The organism is Chryseobacterium culicis, assembly GCF_002979755.1.
In the GTDB taxonomy this organism is placed as follows: domain Bacteria; phylum Bacteroidota; class Bacteroidia; order Flavobacteriales; family Weeksellaceae; genus Chryseobacterium; species Chryseobacterium culicis_A.
The window spans coordinates 85,557-111,171 of record NZ_PCPP01000004.1 but is presented as its reverse complement, the minus strand read 5'-3'; the positions used below and the strand labels follow the sequence as shown (position 1 = coordinate 111,171).

Below are 25,615 nucleotides of genomic sequence, written 5' to 3'. Positions count from 1 at the left end.
CTAATTTCTTTTTTATAAACGATTATCGTATTTCTCTAAAATTCCTTTAACATCATATACCACCCCATCTTCTTTTAAATAACTGGAAAGATCAATATTCAGGAATTCATCATGAGAAACTGTGAGAACAACTGCATCAAACTTCTCTTTAATATCTTCCATAGAGCTTGTAGATTTAATACCATATTCATGCATTACTTCTTCCGGATTCGCCCACGGATCATACGTTGTCACATTGATAGAATAGTCTTCCAGTGCATTAATAACATCTGCTGCTTTTGTATTTCTTACATCCGGACAGTTTTCCTTAAAGGTGATTCCAAGATTCAGCACTTTGGCATCCGTAATGTTGATTCTTTTCTTAATCATCGTTTTTACAACCTCTGAAGCTACAAACTGCCCCATAGAATCATTAAGTCTTCTTGCTGTAAGGATCAACTCAGAATAATATCCTACGTCCTGCGCTTTCTGGGCAAGATAGAAAGGATCTACCCCGATGCAGTGTCCTCCTACCAATCCTGGCTTGAATTTCAGAAAATTCCATTTCGTTCCTGCAGCTTCCAAAACTGCGTGTGTATCAATATTCAAGAGATTAAATATCTTTGCAAGCTCATTCACAAAAGCAATATTAATATCACGTTGTGAATTTTCGATCACTTTGGATGCTTCTGCTACTTTAATCGTAGGTGCCAAATGTGTTCCTGCTGCAATTACAGATTTATATAATTCGTCTACTTTTTTACCAACTTCCGGTGTAGAACCTGAAGTTACCTTTAAAATTTTCTCTACAGTACGTTCTTTATCTCCCGGATTGATTCTTTCAGGAGAATATCCTGCAAAAAAATCTTCGTTAAATTTCAATCCTGAAACTTTTTCCAGGACAGGGATACATTCTTCTTCTGTAACGCCAGGATAAACAGTAGATTCATAAATAACAATATCTCCTTTTTTCAATACCTTCCCCACTGTTTCAGACGCCTTATATAATGGCGTTAAATCCGGACGGTTATGTTTGTCTACCGGTGTAGGAACAGTTACAATATAGATATTAGCTTCTTTAATATCTTCTAGATTAGATGAGCAAAGCAATCCTTTTGATGAGCTTGAAAAGGGATTCTCTTTTACTAAAACCGGTTGTAATACTTCATCTTCTACTTCCAAAGTGGAATCTTTTCCGTTGTTAAGTTCTGCAATTCTGGCCTGATTGATATCAAAACCAACAACGGCGTATTTTGTTGCAAATAAACGAGCCAGAGGTAGTCCTACATACCCCAAACCTATTATCCCAATTTTATTCTGTATATTCATATTATATGTGATGTTCTTACTTTATTTTATGTTTATTTTTGAAGCTAATTTGATTATTTATTAAAAAGTTTCTGCCACCAATTTTTCTTTTTATCCACAGTATATCCGTAACCATAGCCATAGTTGTAACCGTAGCCGTATCCTCCTACATTTTTAGCAACATCATTAATTACGAAAGAGACATTTTTTATTTTTGATTCTTTTACGAGTTTATTTGCAAATTCTATTAATATTCTTCTTGATACTCCTGATCTTACAACATATATAGAAGCATCAGCTGTATCAGAAATACTCAATGTATCTGAAACCAACATCAGCGGAGCGGAATCAATCACAATATATTCGTATCGGGACGAAATCTCACTGATAAGCTTCTGATAACGACCATTAGAAAGAAGCTCCTGAGGATTTGGAGGGATAGATCCCGCATAAATTACATCACATTCAGGGTTGGTATCGGAAGTATGGATAAGATCTTCCACATTTATCGTTTCATCATATAAATATTCCGTAAGACCAGTATTCTTAATACGCTCATCATCATATCTCTGTATCTGCGGATTTCTAACATCCGAACCAATTAGTAACGATCTTCCGTTTTTGCTTCCCAATGTCAGAGCAAGATTCACTGAAACCAGTGTTTTTCCTTCTCCTTTCACTGAAGAAGTTACCAATATGACTTTCGCCGAATCTTTCTTAGGAAGTACAAATTTAAGATTGGAAACCAATATTCTGAATGATTCTGCTAATTCTGAGAAATCATTTCTCTGTACAAGGTGATTCTGATCGTCTTTCAGCGCAGGAATATCTACGAGTACCCCAAGTGATGAAATTTCTGCAATATCGGCACGATTGTAAATTTTATCATCCCACATAAAGAAAAGATAAAATATTCCTGCAGGTACAAGCAATCCTAATATAAGTGCAGCCAAAAGAATTATAATCTTCTTTGGAGAGACAGGTGCATCAATTGTATAAGCCGGATTTACAATTTTAGCTTTCGGAACATTAACAGAAAGATTGATTGCGTTTTCTTCTCTTTTCTGTAAAAGGAAAAGGAAAAGCTGTTCTTTAAGATTCTGCTGACGTTCGATACCTCTGTAAACTTTCGACTGTCCGGGAACTTTTTCAATCATTCCGTTACTGGCAGAAATCTGACTGTTTATCTGTGCAATAGACGCTTGAATTGTAGCCTTTTGCTGACTTATATTATCTCTTACAATTTCTTTCAATGAAGAAATTTCTTTATTCATTTCTATCACAGCAGGGTTTTCATTGGTCGCCTGCTTCAGAGTTTTATTTCTACTAATAACAAGAGTGTTATATTGTGAAATTGCCTGTTCCAGAGAAGGGTTTAATCCTAAATTAGAAGGCATAAGCTGATTAGACCCTTTTGAAGCTTCAGATTGAAGAGAGTTAAGGAGATCTAGCTGCGTTTGCTGCTGAAGAAGTTGTTTTGTGTTGTCGGTCGTATTTTGAAGCGCCAACTGCGCCTGCGCCTGCAAGTCTACGATTCGGTTACGGTTTTGGAAATCTTCTTTCTGATTTTCAACGCCAGAAAGATCTCGTGAGATAACTTCTAATCGTTTATCAATAAACTCTTGAGTATTTTGAGCTTGTAAGTTTTTATCTCGTAGCCCATCCAGGTTATACTGTTTGGTTACTTCATTAAGAATAGCTTCTGATTTTTCAGGAACAGTTCCTATGATGCTAATGTCCATAAGCATCGCTTTCTGATCCGGAAGATCAACCTGAATCTTTTTTTCCAAAGATTTTACCTTCTCTTGCGGATTCCAGAATACAATTTTATATTTATCTTTAAAGGTAAGTCCTGGAACTTTTTGGAGAACTACAGTTCCGAAATCAAGAGTCAGATTTTTATTGAAACTGCCTTTTACTTTTTTCTTATCTATACCCTCTAAAACGAAATCATTTCCACTGACTTCTTTCACAAGATATTCGGATGAAACAAATTTCTTGATATCCGTTTTATAGGATATAATTTTGGCTTCGATAGGTACTTTTGTGAATAATTCAGAATCCCTTATTTCACCAGAATTATAATATTGTACATTAAGGTTAAGGTTTTCAACAACCTTCATTAGAATAGGTCTGGAACTTACTACAGCAACTTCACTTTTAAGCTCGTCTGCATTTCCCAATCCAAGCCCAAGATTGTCAAGATCAATTAAAGCACCACTTAGATCCGATTGTTTTTTATCAAATTTTAGAGTTGTGGTAGACTGATACTGAGGTATAGCATACCGAAGATATACAAAAGCTACGATAATAAATAATAATACAGATGCTATAAACCAAGGCCATTTGCCTAAATACTTTCCAATGATCTTTCTCAGATCTAAAGACTCTTCACTTTCCTGAAATTCTATCTGCTGCATATTTTATTTTCGAGTTAAAGCAATAATAAGTGTACCAGCTGTCAGTAATGCACCAATAATCTGGAATGTAAGGGCTCTGTTCGGATTAGAGTTGGCCTGAACCTGTTTGTTTTTGTCCGGTTGTACATACAATATGTCGTTCTGCCTCATATAATAGTACGGTGAATTTACAATATCTGATCTTGTAAGGTCAACATTAACAACCTGATCTGATCCATCATCTCCGGAACGGATCAATTTTACATTGGTACGGTCTCCAAAATCTGTCATATCACCCGCAAGACCAAGAGCCTGGAAAATGTTGATCTTTTGGGAAACACTTTCTTTTTGTCCAGGATTCTTTACTTCTCCTAAGATGCTTACATTAAAATTTTTCAGGGTAATCGTAACTAAAGGGTCTGTCAAGTATCTTTTTAACCTAGTTTCCAGGTCCTGTTTAAGCTGTATCTGAGTCATTCCTTTAGCATATACATTTCCTATTACAGGAAAATATATATTTCCTTCTTCATTTACCAAATATTCACTTGGCTGAACATATTGATTTACTCCGGTATTAGAATTACTTCCTACTTTGTTTGTTGTATTAAGATTGAAAGGTTTTACAGCAACTTCATCAAGTGCGGAAACAAGAATCAGAAGCACATCTCCTTCCTGAATATGCAAGCCCTGAAATTTTGCTTTCGCAACCTCCTCTTCCATGTTATGTTTTGACATATATACCATGTTCTGCTTCGGTCTGCATGATAACAAAATAACCGACAACAATACTAAATATGTAATAATCTTTTTATTCATATGTTATTATTCTAAATCTACTTGTGTTGTTTATTCTAAGTCTACTTGAGCTTATCTTAATTTTATTTAAGATATTTCTTGTAAGAAAGCTAACCACTCATATTTCTCTATATTTATTAGAGGATTTATTGATGTGAAGCCTGTTTTAATCTGTATATTAAAATTAATTCTTTCTCTAGCAATTTTCATTCCGTTTGGAAATAAAACAGCAAAATTATTATTTTATATTAGTTTTTTGTTTATTTTATTCTTTAATTTTATTCATATACTTCATATTCAGATATCTTATCAAGAATTTCAAATTCGGAATTATTGCTTATAAATTCCGGCACAATGGTTTTTAATATTCTCACAATCTGCAAACTATCTTTATTCATTGCTGACAGAATAATTTGTTTACACAAAATTTCTATCTCTTCAAACTCCATAAGTGGATCTCTGGATATCATAATTTTCTCATGATGGGTAGGAATAGTAGTAGAATGATCTGTTAAAAGTTCTTCATACAGCTTTTCACCAGGCCTTAAACCTATAAAGTCAATTTTAATATCAATACCCGGAGTATATCCTGATAATTTGATCATTCTTTCCGCCAAATCCAGAATTTTAACCGGTTTTCCCATATCAAAAACATAAATTTCGCCTCCCTGTCCCATTGTTCCTGCCTGAAGTACCAATTCGCAGGCCTCAGGAATAGTCATGAAATAACGAATGATATCAGGATGAGTAATCGTCACCGGACCTCCTTTTTCAATTTGTTTTTTGAAATGTGGTATTACGGAACCATTGGAACCTAGTACATTTCCAAAACGGGTTGTAATAAATTTTGTTGTGTTCTGTGAAGAATTTTGCAGAGACTGCACAAAGAGTTCAGCTGCCCTTTTAGAAGCTCCCATTACGTTCGTAGGGTTTACCGCTTTATCTGTAGAGACCATCACAAAACGATTAACATTGTATTTTTTTGATAAAAGTGCTACATTTTGGGTTCCGCCAATGTTTACAAAAATAGCTTCATGTGGATTATCTTCTATTAAAGGGACATGTTTGTATGCTGCGGCATGATAAACTATTGAAAACTGATTATCATCAAACAATTTTTCCATTCTGGAATAGTTCGAAATATCCGCCAATACAAATTTGAACATTTGATTAGGGAATCTTTCCAACAATTCAAGCTGCAGCTCATATAAAGGAGATTCGGCCTGATCTACAACAACAATAAGTGAGGAATTTAACTGAGAAACCTGTCTTACAATTTCACTTCCTATAGATCCGGCTCCTCCGGTTACTAAAATATTTTTATGAACATGGTAACTCTTTACCTCATCATTTTCTATTTTAATGATCGGACGATCAAGTAAATCTTCTATCTGAAGCGGGCGGATACTTCCTACAATATCATCTTCTTTTATGATATTCACTACAGGAGCTTTTAATACTTTCAGCCCTTTATCTAATGCCAGACTGGTCCATTCTTCCATCTCAGGCTTTGTCATAACATCCTTGATTAAAACCGCATCAAATTGATCTTTCAGAGTATCACTCTTGAAAAATTGTTTTTTATTATAAATTTTATGACCAAGCAACATCGCTTTTTGAGAATCCGATCTTGTGCTAAGAAATCCTGCCAGACGGTAAGGATGGTCGGGATTATGAATAATAGCCTTTGCTAATGAAATAGAAGTATCTTCCACCCCTACAATAGCAATTCTTTCTTTGTATGCAACCTCCTTAGGAAGCAAAATACCAAAAATCTGTTTGGTTACCATTCTGAAAAAGAACATCAGAAAAATAGAGATAAAGAAAAACAGAAAAAGAACAGGGTATAAATATACAGGCTTACCCAATATCAGTTCTGACATAAAATTAAGTCCCAGCATAGCAACAAGAGCACTACCCGAAGACCATAAAATTTTAAAAAAATCAAAAAAAGTAGAGTGCCTTATAATTCCCGCATACGTTTTGAATAGAAGTATACACAAAACATTCACAACAACTACGGAAAATATTTTTTCATTTTGATATTCTGCAAAATTAAATTTTACTTTTAGACTATTTAAAAGCAAATATGAAACTAAAACAGAAAAAAAAATGACAGAAATATCAATAAGAAAAACCGACCACCTGGGCATATACCTTAACTCCCTGATTTTAAATACATCCCCCATATACAAATAAACCTAAAACCCCATTTTCATTAATTCAACACCTGGTGGTTTTTATTATCAAACGAAGATAATAATTATTATTATTAATTTTAATATTACATGTTAATTTTTATTCAAAATATAATCTTCCATATCAGAAATATTTTGAGAATAAAGTTAAAAAAGCAAAACCCCTGAACAGCTTACGAAAAAGACTTTTCATACTCACTCTATTCAAACATATAACACAAAAAAAATACTGTAAAATATATCTATTTTACAGTATTTTGACTACTTTAATATCGCAGTTGCGATCCGGACGGGACTCGAACCCGCGACCTCCGCCGTGACAGGGCGGCATTCTAACCAGCTGAACTACCGGATCATAATTTTAAAGAACGTCGTTTCTTTTTCGTGGTTGCAAAATTACAACTTTTTTTGTTATCTGCAAATTATTTTAAAAAAAATGCCTCCCAATGCTGGAAGGCGTTCATTATCAAACTTATTTTTTTTATAAGTGAGCGCTTAATTTTTCAGCGATTACCTCTTTTGGAGCTACACCTACTAATTTATCAACTACTTCTCCATTCTTAAAAATAAGAACTGTAGGGATATTTCTAATACCATACTGCATAGAAATCTCTTGGTTGTTGTCTACATCTACTTTCCCAACTACTGCTTTACCTTCAAAATCTGATGCTACTTCTTCGATGATTGGTCCTAAAGTTCTGCAAGGTCCACACCATACTGCCCAGAAGTCTACTAATACCGGTTTATCTGATTTTAAAACCGTATCCTGAAATGAGCTGTCTGTAATTTCTAAAGCCATTTTTTGTCTCTTTTATTTTAATTAATATTATTTTTCTTTTAAATCCTTTTATCGGATGTTCAAAATTACAATTTTTAGAGCATAAGACTATCTATGCTCAACATTAGTTTTTTCTATAGTGTAATCACTTGAAATTTCTTTCAAAGCATTGACTAATGTATCGATCTCCGCTTTGGTCGTCATATGGCTGAAAGAGATACGTAATGGTGTACAGTGATCCATTTCGTCCTCAGAAAGCACCATCATCATTACCATTGAAGGTTTTGATGCTCCTGATGAGCATGCACTTCCCTGAGAGATTGCAATTCCTTTCATGTCCAGTTGAAGTCCGATTAATGGATTTTTATAAGGCAATAAAGCACTTAAAACGGTATAAAGGCTGTTTTCCTTTTCAGCACTTCTTCCATTGAATTTAATCCCTTCTATTTCTGCAGAAAGTCTTTCAATTGCATAATCTTTGATATCCTGCATATGGTGGGTATAATCCTCCATATGATTTAGAGAAAGCTCTAATGCTTTACCTAACCCTACGATACCGCAAACATTTTCTGTTCCGGCTCTAAGGCTTCTTTCCTGAGGTCCTCCGGTAATAATTCCTTTTAAACCTGTTGCTTTTCTGATAAATGCAAACCCTGCTCCTTTTGGCCCGTGAAATTTGTGGGCACTGCAGGATGCAAAATCTACAGGAATATCTGAAAAGTCAAGGTTCATATGAGCCATGGTCTGTACAGTATCTGAGTGGAAAAGAGCATGATGCTCTTTGCACAGTTGGGCAACCTGTTTAAGGTTGATGATATTTCCGATTTCGTTGTTGGCATGCATTAAGCTTACCAGTGTTTTTTTATCTGAAGCTTTTAAAAGCTCTTCTAATTTAGCAAGATCAATATCTCCTTTTTCATTGGGACGGATGTAGTTCACCTCTACTCCTTTTCTGCTTTTCATATCCAGAATACTTTCAGAAACACATTTATGTTCCAGAGGAGAGCTGATGATTCTTTCTACTCCCAGATGTTCTACCGAGGATTTGATGATCATGTTGTTTGATTCGGTACCACAGGAAGTGAAAATGATTTCAGCAGGACTTACATGAAGATAGTCTGCAACCTGTCTTCTTACATTTTCAATAAGGATTTTTGCTTCCTGACCAAAACTGTGCGTTGAAGACGGGTTTCCGAAATTCATTTTCATAGTGCCAACCATTGCATCTATAACTTCTTCTGCAAGCGGAGTGGTTGCGGCATTATCTAAATATACTTTATCCATTATTATTTTGAATATTTTAATTCTACGGAGGTAAACTTGTAATCTGCGGGAACAGTAAAAATAAACCAAGGGCTGGAGATTACCTGAATTTCCATTCCGCCTGAGGGTTCTCCGGCCGGAACTTCTACATACAGAATCTGGTTTTTCACAGATATACTTTTGATCTCTTCAATTTTATGGCTCCCTGATCTGAAGGTTCCCAAATTGTATAAAACGACTTTTTTGTTTTTTGGAAACTGCGGGTATTTGATATACGATTCATTCCCCAGGTCTGCAATGCCAAAACTTCCTTTAATAATAGTACGGAAATCTGTTTCGTCTTTAATGATTTTAAAGCCGGGTGTTTCAGCTCCTCCCTGAGATTCAGAGACAAGAAGTTCCGTATTTTCCTGTACAGCAGAAGATTTCTGAGTTGAAGTGCTTGCACAGCTCATAAAAATTACTGCACATGCTATTAACAGGCTTTTCATTTTTTACAATTTTATCTCCCAAAATTAATGAAAAAATTGGTAATGTCCCTCATTTGCCCATTTCAACATTGGCCGATCTCCTGAAGTATCCCCAAATGCAATAATTTTATCGTACTTAGAATCGTTGATTTCTGCTTTAATTCTTACCAGTTTTTCCTTCCCGTTGCAGTTTTTTCCTACAAAATTTCCTGTGAAAACCCCGTTCTTAAACTCTGCCCGCGTAGAAACAAGCTCCATTTTCAGTTCATCGGCGAAAGGTTTCACCCAGATATCTAATGAAGCAGTTACCAATAAACTTTGTGTATTATTCCTATCGATATTTTTTATAAAGTCTAACGCATTTTCCCTCACTATTTTAGGATAATGCTGGTCAAAAAACTGTTTAGATTTCTGTTCGATTTTTTCCTGGGTCTGTCCTCTTAAAATGGAACCGATAAAGCTTTTTTTTACTTTTTCCGTTTCGGCCAGTTTCAGTTTCAGCAGAATAAACAAGGGTACATGTCTTAAAAATTGTATACGGTATTTTGTAGAATCGTAAAATTTAAGATACATAAACATGGTATCTTTATACGTCAGGGTTCCGTCAAAATCAAAACAATACAATTTTTTCATTTTTTTAAAGCTTTAATTTTTTGAATATAAACTCAGGAATATTCCTGATAATCATCATAATAACACTCCAAACCGGCAAAACATATGCCACGTTTTTCTCCTTTTTGAAGGCTTTATAAATACACGCAGCGGCCTGTTTGGGAGTCGCTGTCAACTTCGGATTCAAAGGAAGTCCTTCTGTCATCTTAGTGGCCATAAACCCTGGTTTTATGGTAAGAACATGTACTTTTTTATCAAAAAGATAGTTTCTCAAACCACTCAAATAAGCTGTAAAAGCTGCTTTTGCGCTTCCATAGATAAAATTACTCTGCCTTCCTCGGTCTCCTGCCACGGATGAAAGCCCGATGATCGTTCCGGATCTTCTGCTTTCAAACTTATGGGCAAAATAATTCATCACAGGAACCAATTTTGAATAATTGATATCGATGATACGTTCTGTATTTCGATTATCATACAATCCTTCTTCTGTTCCGTCTCCTAAATATCCTACGGCACAAAATAATACATTTGAACTGATATTATCAAATCTATTGTAATCAATTTCTTTCGTCAGATCCAGTTCAATGACTTCCGCCTGCTGCAGAAACTTTACATCAATATGTCTAGCAAAACGCTCTGTAGTTTCTTTATTTGAGGTAAAAAGATAGATTTTTTCAAACTTTTCTCCTTCCTGAAGTGCTTTTTCCACAAAAGCCTGTGCCACTTCAGATGTACTTCCCAGAACTATCATTATGAGTTATTATTTATGATTCTTTTGTGCTGTAAAGACACAAATTTAGGATTTTGAATATTTTTCAGGTAGCTGGTTAATGATGATCTGCTCATACTGTCTTTGGTAAGATAAATTCTTCCTCCAAACTCCTGAACAATAGCATCAAGCTGATCTACCAGCTTTTTCAGTTTTGAATTGACTTTAAAATCCAGAGCCAGTGTATACCCTTCCACAGGGAATGAGTTGTAAGCCTGAGGATTGTTCTTTCCAAAAAGTTTTAAAACCGCTAAGAATGATCCGTTCCCACTATTGGCAATCGTTTCAAGGATTCTTTTCATTCCTTCTTTTCCGGTTTCTTTAGGAATCACCATCTGATACTGTATAAAACCGGATTTCCCGTAGATCTTATTCCAATCTGTGATGGCATCCAAAGGATAGAAAAACGTCTCATAGTCGATAAAGTTTTTCACTTCTTTTTTAGACTGTTTTTTATAGTAAAGCCAGTTGAATATTTTAACGGTAAGGGCATTCAATACAAATCCCGGAAAATAAAAAGGAACTGTAGGCTGTAATTTTTTCTTCAACCGTAGTGGTGTTTTTGAAAAGCTCTGGGGAAGTTCATGCTGGAAAGCGTGCTCACCTCTCATCAGGATACTTCTACCGATATTTTTCCCTTTCTGAAGACAATCAATCCAGGCCACCGTATAGGTCCAGTTTTCACTTTCTTCGAACAGTTTAAATATTTCATCCAGATTGTCTGCTTTTATACTTTCCTGACGAATGTATGCAGATTCTATATTTTTAAGTTTAAATTTCGCTGTAAGAATGATACCTGTAAGTCCCATTCCTCCAATGGTAGCCCAAAACTTTTCTGAATTTTCTTCTCTGGAACAGGTAATAATTTCCCCGTTCTCAGTCATTAGCTTAAATTCAATCACATATTCTGAAAAACATCCTTCTGCATGATGATTTTTTCCATGAACATCGGAAGCAATAGCACCTCCTACTGATACAAATTTTGTCCCGGGAGTTACATACAGAAAATATCCTTGCGGAACAGCTATTTCCAGTACATCGGAAAGCAGTACTCCGGATTCACATTCTATGATCCCGTTCAAGCGGTCAAAATTGATGAACTTATTTAATTTTTTTGTTGAAAATATAGATTCTCCCAGCGAAGCATCTCCGTAACATCTTCCATTCCCTCTTGCAATAACTTCGTTGTGATTGAGTACAAATTCTTTTATTTTTCTGAAACTGTCCTCGGATCTCATTTCCTTCTCTACTATGGGAAAGTTTCCCCAGTTTGTAACTTTCTGTATGAAATTAGGCTTCATTTCTTAAAATAAATTTGAATTAAAAATGTAACTACCCAAAGCAACAGAGTAACCTGTATATAACGGTCTCTGTAAACAATTTTTGTAGGAGATTCTGTCCTGTTATAAACCAATGTCTGCTGAAGATATCTTAACAATGCGAACACAACGAAAATTACCGTATAGAAAACCCGTTCATGAAATCTTTCCTGAACTTCCGGAGACAGTGTAAACATCAAATAGCAAATAATAGCTAACGTAATAGAAATGGATAAGGCAATATCTGCAAACTGAACGTTATATCCATCCAGTGCTTTTCTTGTCTTTCCTGAAACCTGAGCATTGATAAGCTCTCCTCTTCTTTTCCCAATAGCCAGTACTAATGCCAACACAAACGTTAACAGAATCGCCCATTGCGAAATACTGATTCCGGTAATATAACCTCCAGCCAGTACACGCAATACAAATCCTATGGCAATAATAAAAATATCAATGATAGGAACATGTTTAAGCCTAAAAGTATAGGCAAGATTCATGACCACATAAAACCCTATGATGATGGCAAATTTCCAGAGTAGCTCATGGAAATAAAGTTTTGTAAAGAATACAAGAGCAATATCTACAACAATAAGACCGATAAGAATTCCTATGGCTTTTGATTTTGAAATAGCTCCACTCGCCAAAGGTCTTCTCCTTTTTTCAGGATGTTTTTTGTCTGCTTCAATATCATTATAATCATTCAGGATATACACCACACTGGCAGCAAGCGAAAATATAACAAATGCAAAAATGCTTTTGAGAAGCAGATCTATATTGGTAATATTACCTGAAAAGAACAGAGGGACAAATACAAAAAGGTTTTTCACCCATTGCTCCACACGGAGCAGCTTTAAATATTTCTTCATTTATGTTATTTCAAATACAAAAATAATAAATTCAAAGTTTCTAGCATAAAAATACAAAAAAAACCGCCGGGGCGGTCTTTTACGAAAATATTTATATATTAAATTAACTATTGGCCTTGTTTGGCATCGTTAATCATTTTTTCATTGGCAGTAATAGCAAACTCTACTCTTCTGTTTTTAGCTCTTCCTTCGTCAGTATCGTTACTTGCTACAGGCATTGCTTCTCCTTCACCTTTTGTAAACATTCTGTTTGATGCAATTCCTTTTCCTGATAAATATGCTTTCACAGCATCAGCTCTTCTTTGAGAAAGTTTAAGGTTATAAGCATCTGCACCTTTGCTGTCTGTGTAACCATAGATATTGATATTTGTATCTGGGTTATTAACCAATACTTCAGCTAATTTATCAAGGTTTGTTTGGGCTACCGAAGTAAGGTTTGAAGAGTCAAAAGCGAAGTTAACAATACTTTCATTCATTGTTACTTTAATACCATCTCCTACTCTTTCTACCTGAGCACCTGGTAAAGTTTCTTTAATATCTTTTGCCTGCTTATCCATTTTGTTACCGATAACGTTACCAGCAACACCTCCGATAATACCTCCTAATACAGCACCAATAGCACCGTTTCCTCCTTTACCTACATTATTACCAAGGATACCTCCCAGTACTGCTCCTGAAGCAACACCTACGGCTGTACCTCTTTGTTGGTGATTTGAATTCTGAACGGCTTCACAACTTGTCAATAATAATGCTGATGACAAGAAAAGAGCTCCTACGTATGTTTTTGTAAATTTCATTTTTTTGATCTTTTATGTTGATAAATTATTTCATTCCTGCTCTCTGGAAGTTGTAAACTACTTTTACATTACCTCCTTCGAAAGGAACATCTTGCTCAAGCGAAAACTGATCTGTAGTCTGATTGATCAGAGTAAGGCTGTACCCCGCTGTATTTTGTTTTGCTTTTGTACCTGAAGCAATTTTTTTAAACATAAAAGTATTACCTCCTTTTACTTCAAATTTGATAGGCTGTGTAATTGCCGGGCAATCTCCACCTCCGTTTAAAGTATACGCTCCTGTCCAGTTATTAGGAATCAATCTCCAGTGGCTTCCTACGAAGCACTGTGCGTCTGCGCCTTCGTCAAAAGGTTTAATTTTATAACCTTTATCATAATCTATGCTCACAATCTGCCAGTCTCCTTTCATTTTCAGGAAATCTGCTCTTTGATTTTGAGATGTAGCTGCTTTGTTAACAGAGGAACACGAAACTGCAAAAAGTGATGTTCCCAACATCCCTGCAAGTAGTAACTTTTTCATTTTGTTGTTTATTATTTTGTTACTATAAAGTTACAAAAAACCGTGCCAAAATTTAAAATAAAAAATAAAAAGTCCGAAAAAATTCGGACTCTTTATGATTTCTCCTTAAACACAGGGAGATAAATTATTTTTTAACAGCCTTTTTTACGGATTTCGAAGGCCTGGCAGTACTTGACGGCTTATTTCCTTTGTAGAAATTGGTATAAGCGTATTCTGCAGCTTTTTTCAGGTCGATCACTCCACCCGCCTGGGATTGGTCTCCAAAACCATCTGCTGTACTTGGGTTACTGCTTTTCACCAGTGCTTCAATAATCTGATAAGGCTTCAGATCTGGCATATAAGCTAATAAAACAGCTGCTCCTCCGGCAACTACAGGTGAAGCCATAGAAGTACCCTGAAGGTATTTATATTGATTTTTAGGAACAGTAGAATAAATTTCTTCTCCCGGAGCAAAAACATTTACCATTTTCTTATTGTAATTAGAAAAATCGGCTCTCAAGGCATTGTTTTTATTGGTACTTGCTCCTACCACAAGAACGTTGCTTACAAATGGCTTTTCATCAGTAACGTTTTTAAAGTTGGTAGGATATGCCAAATGTTCTGCTACATCTTCATTTTCGTTTCCAGCTGCTTTCACTAAAAGTACCCCTTTATCTTCAGCATATTTAAAAGCATCCCAAACAACATCTTTACCTGGAGAAACAGGTTTTCCGAAGCTCATGTTTAGTACTTTTGCTCCGTTATCAACGGCATATCTGATAGCATTAGCAACATCTTTATCTCTTTCATCTCCATTCGGAACGGTTCTTACAGACATGATTTTAGCCACTTTGGAAGCTACCCCGTACTGAACTTCTTTTCCTTGTGGCAATCCGGCAATGATTCCTGCTACGTGGGTTCCGTGTTCTGCGTCTGCTCCTTCATAGTGATTATTTCCGTAGATTTTTTCAGAATAGTCATCATAGTTATCACCCACAATTTCTTTTCTTGGATCATAGGAAAGGTCATATTGTTTTGCTGCAGGAGCAAAATGATCGATCGCTTCTTTCATCTCCTCCTTCATCTTCTTTTCAAATTCCTCTGCAGATTTTCCTTTGAATTCCGGACTTTGAGAGATTTGTCCCAAGAACTCCAGAGCAATAGCATCTTTCTGATCTGTAGGGGCTTTAATGGCTGAGATTGTTTCTGCAGTCACAGGCTTCCCTCCTAATAATTTTACCATATTAGGAATCAGCTCGTTTAGCATAGAATAGGTCTGAAAGCTTTGTTTTGCCTCGATACTTTTTTTATTGAACATATCTTTGGCCTTCATATACATATCAAACTCATCCTTCATTTTAGCCTGGTTGGCTTTGTTCTTTGTGGAATCGTCACCTTCGAAAACAGGTTTATATTTAGCAACAACTCTTGTTACCTCCATATTATCGATATCGATATCACCGTTTTTACCTCCTATAAAGTTCCATCCGTGTACATCATCAATATATCCGTTTCCATCATCATCTTTACCGTTTCCAGGAATTTCATTAGGATTTGACCATAAGTTCTTTACCAATCCGGGGTGATCTACCTGTACTCCACTATCCAGAACTCCTACCACAACAGTTTTAGGCTTCAATCCTTTAGATTCTAAGTATTTATAAGCATTTGCCGTATTTACTCCATATACTTTTGAAGTTGCAAAATCTTTATGATACCATGTCATCAGATCTTTATCTTCGTTTGGATCAATACTTTTAGCTTTAGAATCCTGCGCAAAAGAGAAATTAAAGCCTGCTAAAAAAACTGCAGCTAATAATACCTTTTTCATATTTTGATATTTAATTTTTTAAAGACATATCCCAATCGCCACCTTCATGTGTTCTATGCTAAATATTTCATTAATAGCGATGGTATGCTATAATTGTTTTATATTTTTTATATACACCAGTGATTCCGGACCTTTATTACAAATAAGGTCAATAACCGAAAGGTCTTCCAAGAATCCTAATTTATCAGAAAACGTCTGGTAATAGTCTTCCATCTGAAATTCTGAAGGAAGCTTTGCCGAAAACTTTTCTCTGAAACTGATACTTTCAGGATTTTTGATATATTCTTCATTCAAAGAGTGTGCCTTTTCTGTTTTCAGTATCTGTTGGATTACTTCTATCCCTTTAAGGTTAAAGTCAAGAAGGAACTTTTCTTTAAGGTCAAATATTTTTCTGAACTTATCTTCATAATACTCAAAATACGGAGAGCTCTGATACGCTGTTTTGATTGATTTCCAATGAAGCGTTCTCCAGTCTTCACGGTAAGAGATTTCAACATCTTTGTATTCTCTTTTTCCGTTATGATTGATAGGGATTATTAATGACAATTTCCCGTTAGCTCCATAGATGTTGGCTCTGTTTCTATAAGTCTGTTTGGGAAAGCTTTCAAACTGTTCCAGTACAATTTCACTCTCAGGATTTAAAAACACTGAAAACCATGAAATTGGTGGCATATAAAATGCCGGCAATAATACATTCTTCATATTCATAATACAAAAATGAAGTATTTTTTCAAATACTTCATTCTATTTTAAGTTTAATTTTTCTGTTAGTCGTCTTCAGTTTTTTTCTTTCCGAATAATTTCATGAAATACTCCCATCCGAAGAACAGGATCAGAATCATCGCTGCAATCCACCAGTAAGAGGTTTTATTGGCTTCTCCTGTATTGGTTGCTTTGAACATTCTTTCCCAACGGATTTTGAATGGCGCCTGATAAGTAGAACTGCTGTCTGCAAATGCACCCTGAAGGCTCATCCATGTAAACATTGGCTTTCCAACAATATTTTCTTCCGGAACAAAACCAAAGAATCTTGCGTCTAGTGAAGCATCTCTGTTGTCTCCCACCATCATATAATAATCCTGTTGAATAGTATATTGGCTAGCTTCTTTTCCGTTGATGAAAACTTTTCCGTTCTTTTTCTCTAAGCTGTTGTGTTCATATTCAGAAATAATCCACTGATACATTGGAAGTGTTTCCTGATTAATGGCTACAACATCTCCTTTCTTAGGAATTCTAACCGGACCGTACCAATCCTGATTCCAAGGTTTGTTGATTGGGAAGATCGATTGTGTTGTATCAATTTTAGTTTTAGCTTCGTCTCTGTAATATACTGCAGCTTCACCTTTTGTTGAAACCTCTTCCTTCATATCAATAACATGAGGAAGTTCTTTAATTTCTTTAGCCGTTTTATCTGTTAAACCCTGAAAACCATAAAGGAAACCTCCGCTATTTTGTTGAACCTCCTGAACCGGTAAAAATCCATAAGCTTTATACAAAGTAGGGATATCTAATTGCGCATCTGTAGTGACAATATATCTGTGCTGTACTTCCTGATCACCTAAAACGGTTTCCGGCTTTCCATTTACGAAAAGTCTTCCGGCTCTCATTTCAAAAGTGTCACCTGCAGCAGCCACACATCTTTTTACGTAGGGATCTTTTCTATCAATTGCAGTATGTACTGAATCCTGAGGATAGTTGAAAACTACAACATCATTTTTCTGTGGTTTGTTGAATTGTAAAATTCTTGTGTAAGGAAGTTTTACTCCATCTACATAAGATTTCGGATCATCTTTCGGATTGCCTTTCTGCCCTGTATCCATAATTGTTCCCTGAAGGAAAGGTATAGCTACCGGACGCATCGGAAGTCTGTATCCGTAGCTCCATTTGTTAACAAAAAGGAAGTCTCCCACCAATAATGTTCTTTCCATAGATCCTGTAGGGATTCCGAATGGCTGTGTTACAAAAACGTGGATGATGGTTGCAAAAACTACTGCAAAGGTAATTGAACCAATGAATGTATCTTTCTTTTTATCATTTTTCTCTTCATCTGTAAGAAATAGCTCGTTGGCATTTTCATCTTCTAACTCTACATCTTTAGAATAGTTAATCACCGCCATATAAATAAATGGAAGGATTACGGTAAGAATCTGATCTTTGAAAAGTGTTTTCCCGAATTTTTTCACTAGATAAAGGTGAAAAACAGACATCATAATGGGCCCTACTATCGGAAGGTAAGAAAGAATTGCCCACCATTTCGGGTGTTTTGTTTCTTTCAAAATGATGAAATAGTTGTAAAAAGGGATAAAAGCAAATAAAGGGCTATAGCCCATTTTCTTGAACAGTTTCCAAGATGAAATCCCCATCAATACGGATAGTATGAGGACATATACTGTATAAGTTAAAAAATAATTCATAAATTTTTGTGCCTATTCTTATGATATAAATGATAAAATGATGAGTAATAAATGATAAAAGCAGTCCGCTATTTACAATTCACTATTCATCATTTTCTGTTTTATTGGTCTGCAATTTACAGAATTTGTTACAAATTAAAGTCCCAAAACATCTTTCATTGCGAAGTTTCCTTTTTTATCTTTAATCCATTCAGCAGCTACTACAGCTCCCAATGCAAAACCGTTTCTGTTGAAAGCAGTATGTTTGATTTCGATTTCGTCTACTTCGCTTCTGTAATACACGCTGTGAGTTCCCGGTACTTCATCTTCACGTACTGCGAAAATTCCAAGCTGTTTACCTTCTGTTTCTTCCAGTTTCCATGCATCGAATTTCGGGTTGTTTTGAATGATTCCTTCGGCAATAGAAATAGCCGTTCCACTTGGAGCATCTTTTTTATGGATGTGGTGAATTTCCTCTAACTGACAAGAGTATTCATCTACATTTTTCATCAGATCGGCAAGCTTTTCGTTTAAGGCAAAAAATAAATTCACTCCTAAACTGAAGTTGGAACCATATAAGAAAGCTGAATCGTTATCTACAGCTAATTTTTCTATTTCATCTTTTTGATCCAGCCATCCTGTAGTTCCGCAAATCACCGGAATTTTATTTTCAAGACAAGCTTTGATGTTTTCAAATGCTACTTCCGGTAATGAGAATTCAATCACAACATCCGGATTATTAAGATTCTCAGCAGTTGGGGTTTCCTTCAGGCGGGCAACTACTTCATGACCTCTCTTCTGTGCGATCTCATCAATGATCTTACCCATTTTACCATAACCCACTAATGCTATTTTCATATGATCTTTTTATTTTTTTACTACTGCATTCAATCTTCAGATCTTTCTGCAGGTATGTTATATTTTAAAATCTGTAACTTAAACTGAATCCTGTTTTTGGAGCACTATATCCATACTGATCCTGAATTACTGATGGTTTAAAAACCAAATCCGGGTCATGACGGCTTTCGTAAAGGTGAGCATCTACTACAGCATCTACAATATTCAGAATATAGATCAACCCTGTAATGGCAATGGCATAATCCCTTTGTCTTTTGGCTCTGTCCTGAGCATTTCCCAAAGCTTTTTTGTCCAGCCACGGGTGACTGTCTACAAATTCATTAGGTGTACCATTCAGCTTTGCTACGTAATATTCACGATATTTTTTGTATTGGTTATCATTCCATACAGCAATACCGACTCCAGCTCCTACCGCTCCCCATACAATGGGAATTTTCCAGTACTTTTTGTTATAAAACTGTCCTAATCCGGGTAAAACTGCAGAATACAATCCTGCTCTGGTAGGATTAAGCTTTATCGTTTTTACCGTGGGGCCATTTGCTTTTTCAAGATCTTCAATGATCTTTGCCTCTGTTTTACTCGGCTTCACTAAACGTGATTCCTCTTTCGGAGGAGTCTGCATCCGAACGGTATCAATAGGTTTTACTTGTGAAGAGGCCAGTGCAGCAATACACAAGAAAAATGTGAAAAATATTTTCTTCATTTATTTAATATGGGATAAAATATATTCCAGCTCTTCTTCGTTTTTGAAGTCCAGAACAATTTTACCTTTTTTACCATTTCCAGAAGCTTTGATTTCCACTTTTACCTCTAAGATATCAGCGATGGTCTTCTGGGCTTTTTTATAGTTATTGGAAAGTTCCACTTTTGCTTTTTTTGCAGCGGGAGACTTTGGATTCTTCAATACAGCAGCAGCCTGCTCTGCCTGACGAACGTTTAATTTTTCTTTGATAATCAGATCAAACAGAATCTGCTGATCTTCTTCACTTTCAAGACTGATAATAGCTCTTCCGTGTCCTGCAGAAATTTCACCGCTTCTGATGGCATTCTGAATATCCGGGTTCAGCCTTAATAACCTGATGGAATTGGTGATGGTACTTCTGTCCTTCCCTACTCTCTGGCTCAGTGTTTCCTGAGTAAGGCCGATCTCTTCTAAAAGCCTATGATAAGTCAATGCAATTTCGATAGCATCAAGATCTTCTCTCTGGATATTTTCCACAAGAGCCATCTCAAGAAGCTCCTGATCATTGACTAAACGGATATAAGCAGGAATCGTTGTTAACCCTGCAATCTTCGTTGCTCTGTAACGTCTTTCCCCGGAAATAATTTCAAACCTTTCACCGTCTTTTCTCAAAGTAATCGGCTGAATTACACCCAGATTTTTGATCGACTGAGCAAGTTCGTTTAATGCTTTTTCATCAAAATAAGTTCTCGGCTGCGTCGGGTTCGGATAGATATCTTCAAGCGCAACTTCTACAATATTTCCCACAAACTTATCTGCTCCCTCATCAGTAGCGGAGTTGATCGTTGCTTTGGATTCTGCACTTAAAATGGCGCCCAAGCCGCGTCCCATAGCTCTTTTTTTGTCCTTCATAGATATAATTGATAAATGATGTTTGATAAGTGATGCCTAGCATTCACCTATTGGCCATTTATTATTAATTTAATTCTTTATTAAGTTTTCATTCTTTAAAAGAACTTCTTCAGCTAACTGAATATACTGAACTGCTCCTTTACTTTCTGCATCATAATTCAGGATACTTTCTCCAAAACTTGGTGCTTCACTCAATCTTACATTTCTGCTGATAATGGTTTCAAAAACCATTTCCGGGAAGTGTAGATTCACTTCTTCCACAACCTGATTGGATAATCTCAATCGGCTGTCATACATTGTTAAAAGAAGACCTTCAATTCCAAGATCTTTATTGTGGATCTTCTGAACATTTTTAACAGTATTCAAAAGTTTCCCCAGTCCTTCTAATGCAAAATATTCACATTGAATCGGAATGATTACAGAATCTGCTGCCGTAAGTGCATTGACTGTAATAAGACCTAAACTCGGTGCACAATCGATGATAATATAGTCATAATCATCTCTTACTGTAGCTAATGCTTTCTTCAGCATATATTCACGGTCTTCCTTGTCTACCAATTCGATTTCCGCAGCTACCAGGTCGATATGTGACGGAATAATATCAAGGTTTGGAGTTGCCGTTCTTTTGATACAAACTCTTGTATCTGCACTGTGCTCCAGTAGATTATATGTAGAATACTGAACATCTTCCACACCCAGGCCGGATGTTGCATTCGCCTGAGGGTCAGCATCAATGATTAATATTCTTTTTTCCAATACTCCTAATGCTGCTGCTAAATTTACAGCGGTGGTAGTTTTACCCACCCCTCCTTTTTGATTAGCAATACCTATGATTTTTGCCATTATTAGAACTTTAAGTTTCAAAAATACACTTTTTTCTTTGCTCTCGGTAAGTGGGGAAAATCAAAATTGAGTTAAAATATTGTTAATAAGCAATTTAACAATAAAAAAAATTATCCACAAAAAAAATTCTTTGTGGATAACTATTTGAAATTTACTTTTCCGTATTAATTATCAAATTTCATGGAGATGGGAAATTTGAAATAACTTCTTACGTATTCTCCTTTTTTGTTTTTGGCGGGAATCCATTTTCCTTTATTGGAAATCATTTTAATTGTTCTCATTGCCTCATTATTAAAATCGGCGTTGGTTCCGTTAGCTTTTACCCCTGAGATGGTTCCGTCCATTTCTACAATAAAGGTAACTGTCGTTTTTACAACATCTTCTGATTCGACTCCTGAGCCGTCGAAGCTGTTCATTACTTTATTTCTGAAGGAGTCTATTCCTCCTGCAAAGCTAGCTTCTACACCAAGTTCTCCGGAATCGACAATTTTATTTTTGTCTACGGGAGCAGAAATCACTGGTGGAGCTGTCGTTATTACAGGCCCTGTTCCTACCGATACTGTCGGAACATTTGGGGTATTAGGTGTTACCGGATCTCCTTTAAAGTTGTCTTTAAAACCTGCTACAGCATCATCAGGAATGTGATCTTTTTTCACATTATCCTGAGCTGTACTTGATGGCGTAGGAACTGTACTGTCAAATGTTTTTGTATTAGATGGAGCTACAGGTTTTATAGTTTCTACAGGAGGTACTACTTCTGGTGTATCTACATTCTTAACATCAAACGGTCCAAAATCACAAGCAATAATTTTCTCAGTGATACTTGGTCCTTGTAACGCAGAGATCACAAATGGTGTAATGGATACTGCTGCCATTAAACTTGCTCCTATGAAAAGTGCTTTGGTTAATATTCTATCTGATTCGTTTCTTAATGCATAGGCACCATAGTCTTTATTGCGGTGCTCGAACAGAACTTCGTTAAAACGAAATTCCTGGTTTTGATTATGTTGTTTCATCACTACTACTATTTAAACTGTTAAAAATTGTGATTATTAGTTTTGTTAGTTCTTATCGATAAGCACTGTTGTAATATCAAAACATTTGCCAAAATTTTACCAAAACAACATAATATTAGAAAATTTTATGACAATGTTTAAATTTTAACATTTATAAATAGAAAATTCATACAGAAAAACACTCTTATTTTTTCATAAAAACAAATAAGAGAAAAAGAACACAAGTAACAGATTATTAGATCAGTATAGAAGATTAAACAAGCAATAAAAGAAGCGTAAGCGGTATTAATAACCCTAAAGCATTAATAATGATGAGAATAACAGAACTGATCTTAGTTTTCGAATAACTTTTAGCAGCAAAATAAATGGCTCCTATGCTAAAAATCAAACTGCAGACAATAAACAGAATCAATAAAAAATCTGCACTTACATTTAGCGGTAAGCCTAAATAAACAATAATCAAAACAGCATAGGCAATGGTAAAATATAAGCTGATCACAATATTATCCAGAAAGCGTTGCGGTATTTTATTTTCTTCCATAATTTCTTATTTGCACTTTGTTTTAAGACAAAAGTATATAAAAAATTAAAGATGGGAATAAGTATCCTTGTCAAGGTTTAAAACCTTGACAAGGATACAATAAGCTATTAAAGTAGATTTTAAACAAAAAAAGAGACCATCCCATGATGATCTCTTTGTTATTTTTAGTCTAAAAATATTAGAATAATTCTTTTCTGATGATGTTCTGACTTCTTTCAGGACCTACAGAAACTAAGTATACATTGATTCCTAAATATTTCTCAATGAACTCAATGTATTTCTGAGCAGTGTCAGGAAGTTCATCATAGCTTCTTGCTTTAGTAATATCTTCGCTCCAACCTGGTAAATCCTGATAGATTGGCTCGTAGTTGTATAACTTTTCTGTTGAAGAAGTGAAATAATCGATGATTTTTCCGTCTTCAGTTTTGTAATGTGTTACCACTTTTAGGTTTTCAATTCCTGTAAGAACGTCAAGCTTAGTGATTACAAGGTTATTGATACCATTGATCATACAAGCATGCTTTAAAGAAACAAGGTCTAACCAACCTGTTCTTCTTGGTCTACCTGTAGTCGCTCCGAATTCACCACCGATCTGTCTGATTTTTTCACCCAGTTCGTTATCCAATTCAGAAGGGAAAGGTCCGTTTCCTACTCTTGTACAGTATGCTTTTGCCACACCAATTAAGTTCTGAAGTGATGTTGGCGGAACTCCTGCTCCTGAACAAACACCTCCTGTAGATGGAGAAGATGAAGTTACATACGGATACGTTCCGAAGTCGATATCAAGCATTAATGCCTGTGCTCCTTCGAATAAAACGTTTTTACCGTCTCTGATTGCTTCATTCAGTTCTAATTCAGTATCAACGATTCTGTCCTGAAGTTGTTTTCCGATTTCTAAATATTCATTGTAGATTTCTTCAACGTCTAAAGTTGGTTTTCCGTAATATTTTTCAAAAAGAGAATTTTTAACTTTTAAGTTTTTCTCGATTTTATCTCTTAAAATTTCAGGATTTAAAAGGTCTACCATTCTGATCCCGACTCTTGCAATTTTATCTTCATAACAAGGTCCGATTCCTTTTTTGGTAGTTCCGATTTGTGTTCCTCCGTGTTCCTCTTCACGGTAAGTATCCAAAAGGATGTGGTAAGGCATGATTACATGCGCTCTTCTGCTGATAAAGATGTGATCTGTTCTCAAGCCTTTGCTCTCGATCTGACCAACTTCTCTAATAAAAGATTTAGGGTTTACCACTACTCCGTTCGCAATGATACATTTCCCTTTGCATTGAAGAACTCCTGAAGGAAGAAGGTGCAAAACGAATTTTTCTTCACCCACATAAACCGTGTGACCAGCGTTGTCTCCACCCTGGAAACGTACTACATAGTCCGATTTTGCTGATAAAACATCCGTGATTTTTCCTTTGCCTTCATCTCCGTACTGAAGACCTACAACTACATAAGTTGACATATTTTACTTTTGTTTTTAGATTCGTGCAAAATTACTTTTAAAAAAAATGACGACCAAATTCTAGAGGATATTTATTTTGGGTTGGGGTGAAAATCATGGGATTATATTTTTTTTGTTACTTTTAATCCCATCATGAAAGAAAAATTAAATAGAATCATTCTTCCCTATCTTATCACTTCAATCACCTATTTCATTTTGTTTTCAATAATTTATTGGTTTCAAAATACATATTTAGAAATTGATGACTCATATTTTGGATATTGGATTCCTATAATGACTTCACTAATTCTTGTCTGGTTTGTTGTAAGAAAGAAACTTAAACTACTTATCATTAGTGAAAAACAATATTCATTTTCTCTATTTATATTTTTTTTTCTATTAACAGCTCCAATTATAACTTTTACGTTTTACTTAAATAGGAAAAATGGTGAAATAACTTATTTAAATAACCCTGATGAGATATTTATGAAGCCGAAGACTTTATATTATTCAATACAAAATGCAGAAGTTGATAAACTTAACTATAGATTCTCTGTATCTAAATCAAGTGTTGATAGAGGAAATGAAATTGGCGTAGGGTGTTATTATGTCTCTCCTATTATAAATAAAAGAAAAACATTTAACGAATCAAATAAATTATGGATGGGATTACTGATTGGTCAAAAATTCAGCAATCGGGTCTTTGATAATAAGAACAAGCAGGAAAAATTAATTTTTAATTTTATTGATTCGTCAGAAGTTCAATTTAAGAAGCATTATTTTGAAACAAAATTCCTAAAAAAAATGTCTATTGGAGAGGTTGATGATTACAGAGAAACACTAGAAAATGCAGGAATAAATACTAATGATTTAATTATTCTTAGAGAAGAGACAGGAACCTATGAAACAAGAACAGGAACCAGTCTAATTTGGACAATTATTTTACTCATTGTATCTAATATAACTTGGTTTTTGTTTACTGGATTTGAAAAATTTAAAAAGTAAAGATTAAATAAGTTTTAATTTGACTTTAATTTTAAAACAAT

24 protein-coding genes and 1 tRNA gene are annotated in these 25,615 nt (G+C 35.3%); 1 reads left to right on the top strand and 24 read right to left on the bottom strand.

From position 1 onward, the window contains the following. Positions 1 to 12: 12 nt before the first annotated feature. From CQ022_RS18805 to CQ022_RS18690, 24 genes are all read right to left on the bottom strand, one after another. Positions 13 to 1,308 carry a nucleotide sugar dehydrogenase gene (locus CQ022_RS18805; protein ID WP_105683835.1) on the bottom strand — a complete coding sequence of 432 codons (1,296 nt, stop codon included), beginning with the start codon at positions 1,306 to 1,308 and terminating at the stop codon, positions 13 to 15. Between the two features lie 53 nt (positions 1,309 to 1,361). Continuing rightward, a complete protein-coding gene (locus tag CQ022_RS18800; RefSeq protein ID WP_105683834.1) occupies positions 1,362 to 3,707 on the bottom strand; it encodes a GumC family protein in 2,346 nt (781 codons plus the stop codon). Between the two features lie 3 nt (positions 3,708 to 3,710). Continuing rightward, a complete protein-coding gene (locus tag CQ022_RS18795; RefSeq protein ID WP_228421786.1) occupies positions 3,711 to 4,421 on the bottom strand; it encodes a polysaccharide biosynthesis/export family protein in 711 nt (236 codons plus the stop codon). Between the two features lie 338 nt (positions 4,422 to 4,759). Next, entirely contained in the window at positions 4,760 to 6,670 is a 1,911-nt protein-coding gene (locus CQ022_RS18790; RefSeq protein ID WP_105683832.1) for a polysaccharide biosynthesis protein, read from the bottom strand. A 290-nt stretch (positions 6,671 to 6,960) separates the two neighbouring features. Continuing rightward, positions 6,961 to 7,034, bottom strand: a tRNA-Asp gene (locus CQ022_RS18785). 126 nt (positions 7,035 to 7,160) lie between these two features. Further along, positions 7,161 to 7,478, bottom strand: coding sequence for a thioredoxin (trxA, locus tag CQ022_RS18780; RefSeq protein WP_027374941.1), 318 nt, complete (start codon positions 7,476 to 7,478; stop codon positions 7,161 to 7,163). Between the two features lie 87 nt (positions 7,479 to 7,565). Further along, the gene (locus tag CQ022_RS18775) at positions 7,566 to 8,741 is read right to left on the bottom strand and encodes a cysteine desulfurase family protein (RefSeq protein ID WP_105683831.1); all 1,176 of its coding nucleotides are present in this window, start codon (positions 8,739 to 8,741) and stop codon (positions 7,566 to 7,568) included. 2 nt (positions 8,742 to 8,743) lie between these two features. Further along, entirely contained in the window at positions 8,744 to 9,211 is a 468-nt protein-coding gene (locus CQ022_RS18770) for a hypothetical protein (RefSeq protein ID WP_105683830.1), read from the bottom strand. Positions 9,212 to 9,235: 24 nt separating this feature from the next. Then, on the bottom strand, positions 9,236 to 9,823 hold the full coding sequence (locus CQ022_RS18765; protein WP_105683829.1) for an HAD family hydrolase: 588 nt from the start codon (positions 9,821 to 9,823) through the stop codon (positions 9,236 to 9,238). A 4-nt stretch (positions 9,824 to 9,827) separates the two neighbouring features. After that, entirely contained in the window at positions 9,828 to 10,553 is a 726-nt protein-coding gene (locus CQ022_RS18760; RefSeq protein WP_105683828.1) for an SDR family NAD(P)-dependent oxidoreductase, read from the bottom strand. Beyond that, positions 10,553 to 11,872, bottom strand: a complete 1,320-nt coding sequence (locus CQ022_RS18755) for an FAD-binding oxidoreductase (protein ID WP_105683827.1) — start codon at positions 11,870 to 11,872, stop codon at positions 10,553 to 10,555. The genes CQ022_RS18760 and CQ022_RS18755 overlap by 1 nt, the downstream gene beginning before the upstream one ends. Further along, the gene (locus CQ022_RS18750) at positions 11,869 to 12,756 is read right to left on the bottom strand and encodes a decaprenyl-phosphate phosphoribosyltransferase (RefSeq protein ID WP_105683826.1); all 888 of its coding nucleotides are present in this window, start codon (positions 12,754 to 12,756) and stop codon (positions 11,869 to 11,871) included. Before CQ022_RS18750 ends, CQ022_RS18755 begins: the two co-directional genes overlap by 4 nt. Positions 12,757 to 12,863: 107 nt before the next feature. Then, a complete protein-coding gene (locus CQ022_RS18745; RefSeq protein WP_105683825.1) occupies positions 12,864 to 13,553 on the bottom strand; it encodes an OmpA family protein in 690 nt (229 codons plus the stop codon). 25 nt (positions 13,554 to 13,578) lie between these two features. Further along, positions 13,579 to 14,070: a lipocalin family protein gene (locus CQ022_RS18740; protein WP_105683824.1), complete on the bottom strand. Its 492-nt coding sequence runs from the start codon at positions 14,068 to 14,070 to the stop codon at positions 13,579 to 13,581. 124 nt (positions 14,071 to 14,194) lie between these two features. Further along, a complete protein-coding gene (locus CQ022_RS18735; RefSeq protein ID WP_105683823.1) occupies positions 14,195 to 15,880 on the bottom strand; it encodes a S8 family serine peptidase in 1,686 nt (561 codons plus the stop codon). 87 nt (positions 15,881 to 15,967) lie between these two features. Continuing rightward, entirely contained in the window at positions 15,968 to 16,588 is a 621-nt protein-coding gene (locus CQ022_RS18730; RefSeq protein WP_410492645.1) for a WbqC family protein, read from the bottom strand. Positions 16,589 to 16,647: 59 nt separating this feature from the next. Then, positions 16,648 to 18,294, bottom strand: a complete 1,647-nt coding sequence (lepB, locus tag CQ022_RS18725; protein WP_105683822.1) for a signal peptidase I — start codon at positions 18,292 to 18,294, stop codon at positions 16,648 to 16,650. 135 nt (positions 18,295 to 18,429) lie between these two features. Then, positions 18,430 to 19,131 carry a 4-hydroxy-tetrahydrodipicolinate reductase gene (gene dapB, locus CQ022_RS18720; RefSeq protein WP_105683821.1) on the bottom strand — a complete coding sequence of 234 codons (702 nt, stop codon included), beginning with the start codon at positions 19,129 to 19,131 and terminating at the stop codon, positions 18,430 to 18,432. Positions 19,132 to 19,195: 64 nt separating this feature from the next. Then, entirely contained in the window at positions 19,196 to 19,834 is a 639-nt protein-coding gene (locus tag CQ022_RS18715; RefSeq protein WP_105683820.1) for a DUF5683 domain-containing protein, read from the bottom strand. Then, positions 19,835 to 20,725, bottom strand: a complete 891-nt coding sequence (locus CQ022_RS18710) for a ParB/RepB/Spo0J family partition protein (protein ID WP_105683819.1) — start codon at positions 20,723 to 20,725, stop codon at positions 19,835 to 19,837. 69 nt (positions 20,726 to 20,794) lie between these two features. Next, positions 20,795 to 21,568 (bottom strand): ParA family protein, encoded by a 774-nt coding sequence (locus tag CQ022_RS18705; RefSeq protein WP_105683818.1) that lies wholly within the window; start codon positions 21,566 to 21,568, stop codon positions 20,795 to 20,797. Between the two features lie 164 nt (positions 21,569 to 21,732). Continuing rightward, positions 21,733 to 22,584: an energy transducer TonB gene (locus CQ022_RS18700; RefSeq protein ID WP_105683817.1), complete on the bottom strand. Its 852-nt coding sequence runs from the start codon at positions 22,582 to 22,584 to the stop codon at positions 21,733 to 21,735. A 253-nt stretch (positions 22,585 to 22,837) separates the two neighbouring features. Then, the gene (locus tag CQ022_RS18695; protein WP_105683816.1) at positions 22,838 to 23,125 is read right to left on the bottom strand and encodes a hypothetical protein; all 288 of its coding nucleotides are present in this window, start codon (positions 23,123 to 23,125) and stop codon (positions 22,838 to 22,840) included. Between the two features lie 178 nt (positions 23,126 to 23,303). Continuing rightward, on the bottom strand, positions 23,304 to 24,590 hold the full coding sequence (locus tag CQ022_RS18690; protein WP_047380949.1) for an adenylosuccinate synthase: 1,287 nt from the start codon (positions 24,588 to 24,590) through the stop codon (positions 23,304 to 23,306). A gap of 132 nt (positions 24,591 to 24,722) precedes the next feature. Here CQ022_RS18690 and CQ022_RS18685 point away from each other — a divergent pair, with 132 nt between their 5' ends. Then, on the top strand, positions 24,723 to 25,574 hold the full coding sequence (locus tag CQ022_RS18685; RefSeq protein WP_105683815.1) for a hypothetical protein: 852 nt from the start codon (positions 24,723 to 24,725) through the stop codon (positions 25,572 to 25,574). The last annotated feature ends 41 nt before the right edge of the window (positions 25,575 to 25,615 follow it).

What these genes read in the sequence shown, in the direction of transcription:
- CQ022_RS18700 (WP_105683817.1), bottom strand. Translation starts at nt 22,584, where the DNA reads ATGAAACAACATAATCAAAACCAGGAATTTCGTTTTAACGAAGTTCTG.
- CQ022_RS18710 (WP_105683819.1), bottom strand. Translation starts at nt 20,725, where the DNA reads ATGAAGGACAAAAAAAGAGCTATGGGACGCGGCTTGGGCGCCATTTTA.
- CQ022_RS18745 (WP_105683825.1), bottom strand. Translation starts at nt 13,553, where the DNA reads ATGAAATTTACAAAAACATACGTAGGAGCTCTTTTCTTGTCATCAGCA.
- CQ022_RS18800 (WP_105683834.1), bottom strand. Translation starts at nt 3,707, where the DNA reads ATGCAGCAGATAGAATTTCAGGAAAGTGAAGAGTCTTTAGATCTGAGA.
- CQ022_RS18705 (WP_105683818.1), bottom strand. Translation starts at nt 21,568, where the DNA reads ATGGCAAAAATCATAGGTATTGCTAATCAAAAAGGAGGGGTGGGTAAA.
- CQ022_RS18715 (WP_105683820.1), bottom strand. Translation starts at nt 19,834, where the DNA reads ATGAAGAAAATATTTTTCACATTTTTCTTGTGTATTGCTGCACTGGCC.
- CQ022_RS18750 (WP_105683826.1), bottom strand. Translation starts at nt 12,756, where the DNA reads ATGAAGAAATATTTAAAGCTGCTCCGTGTGGAGCAATGGGTGAAAAAC.
- CQ022_RS18695 (WP_105683816.1), bottom strand. Translation starts at nt 23,125, where the DNA reads ATGGAAGAAAATAAAATACCGCAACGCTTTCTGGATAATATTGTGATC.
- CQ022_RS18805 (WP_105683835.1), bottom strand. Translation starts at nt 1,308, where the DNA reads ATGAATATACAGAATAAAATTGGGATAATAGGTTTGGGGTATGTAGGA.
- CQ022_RS18755 (WP_105683827.1), bottom strand. Translation starts at nt 11,872, where the DNA reads ATGAAGCCTAATTTCATACAGAAAGTTACAAACTGGGGAAACTTTCCC.
- CQ022_RS18775 (WP_105683831.1), bottom strand. Translation starts at nt 8,741, where the DNA reads ATGGATAAAGTATATTTAGATAATGCCGCAACCACTCCGCTTGCAGAA.
- trxA (WP_027374941.1), bottom strand. Translation starts at nt 7,478, where the DNA reads ATGGCTTTAGAAATTACAGACAGCTCATTTCAGGATACGGTTTTAAAA.
- CQ022_RS18760 (WP_105683828.1), bottom strand. Translation starts at nt 10,553, where the DNA reads ATGATAGTTCTGGGAAGTACATCTGAAGTGGCACAGGCTTTTGTGGAA.
- dapB (WP_105683821.1), bottom strand. Translation starts at nt 19,131, where the DNA reads ATGAAAATAGCATTAGTGGGTTATGGTAAAATGGGTAAGATCATTGAT.
- CQ022_RS18765 (WP_105683829.1), bottom strand. Translation starts at nt 9,823, where the DNA reads ATGAAAAAATTGTATTGTTTTGATTTTGACGGAACCCTGACGTATAAA.
- CQ022_RS18690 (WP_047380949.1), bottom strand. Translation starts at nt 24,590, where the DNA reads ATGTCAACTTATGTAGTTGTAGGTCTTCAGTACGGAGATGAAGGCAAA.
- lepB (WP_105683822.1), bottom strand. Translation starts at nt 18,294, where the DNA reads ATGAATTATTTTTTAACTTATACAGTATATGTCCTCATACTATCCGTA.
- CQ022_RS18770 (WP_105683830.1), bottom strand. Translation starts at nt 9,211, where the DNA reads ATGAAAAGCCTGTTAATAGCATGTGCAGTAATTTTTATGAGCTGTGCA.
- CQ022_RS18730 (WP_410492645.1), bottom strand. Translation starts at nt 16,588, where the DNA reads ATGAATATGAAGAATGTATTATTGCCGGCATTTTATATGCCACCAATT.
- CQ022_RS18795 (WP_228421786.1), bottom strand. Translation starts at nt 4,421, where the DNA reads ATGTCAAAACATAACATGGAAGAGGAGGTTGCGAAAGCAAAATTTCAG.
- CQ022_RS18790 (WP_105683832.1), bottom strand. Translation starts at nt 6,670, where the DNA reads ATGGGGGATGTATTTAAAATCAGGGAGTTAAGGTATATGCCCAGGTGG.
- CQ022_RS18735 (WP_105683823.1), bottom strand. Translation starts at nt 15,880, where the DNA reads ATGAAAAAGGTATTATTAGCTGCAGTTTTTTTAGCAGGCTTTAATTTC.
- CQ022_RS18740 (WP_105683824.1), bottom strand. Translation starts at nt 14,070, where the DNA reads ATGAAAAAGTTACTACTTGCAGGGATGTTGGGAACATCACTTTTTGCA.
- CQ022_RS18685 (WP_105683815.1), top strand. Translation starts at nt 24,723, where the DNA reads ATGAAAGAAAAATTAAATAGAATCATTCTTCCCTATCTTATCACTTCA.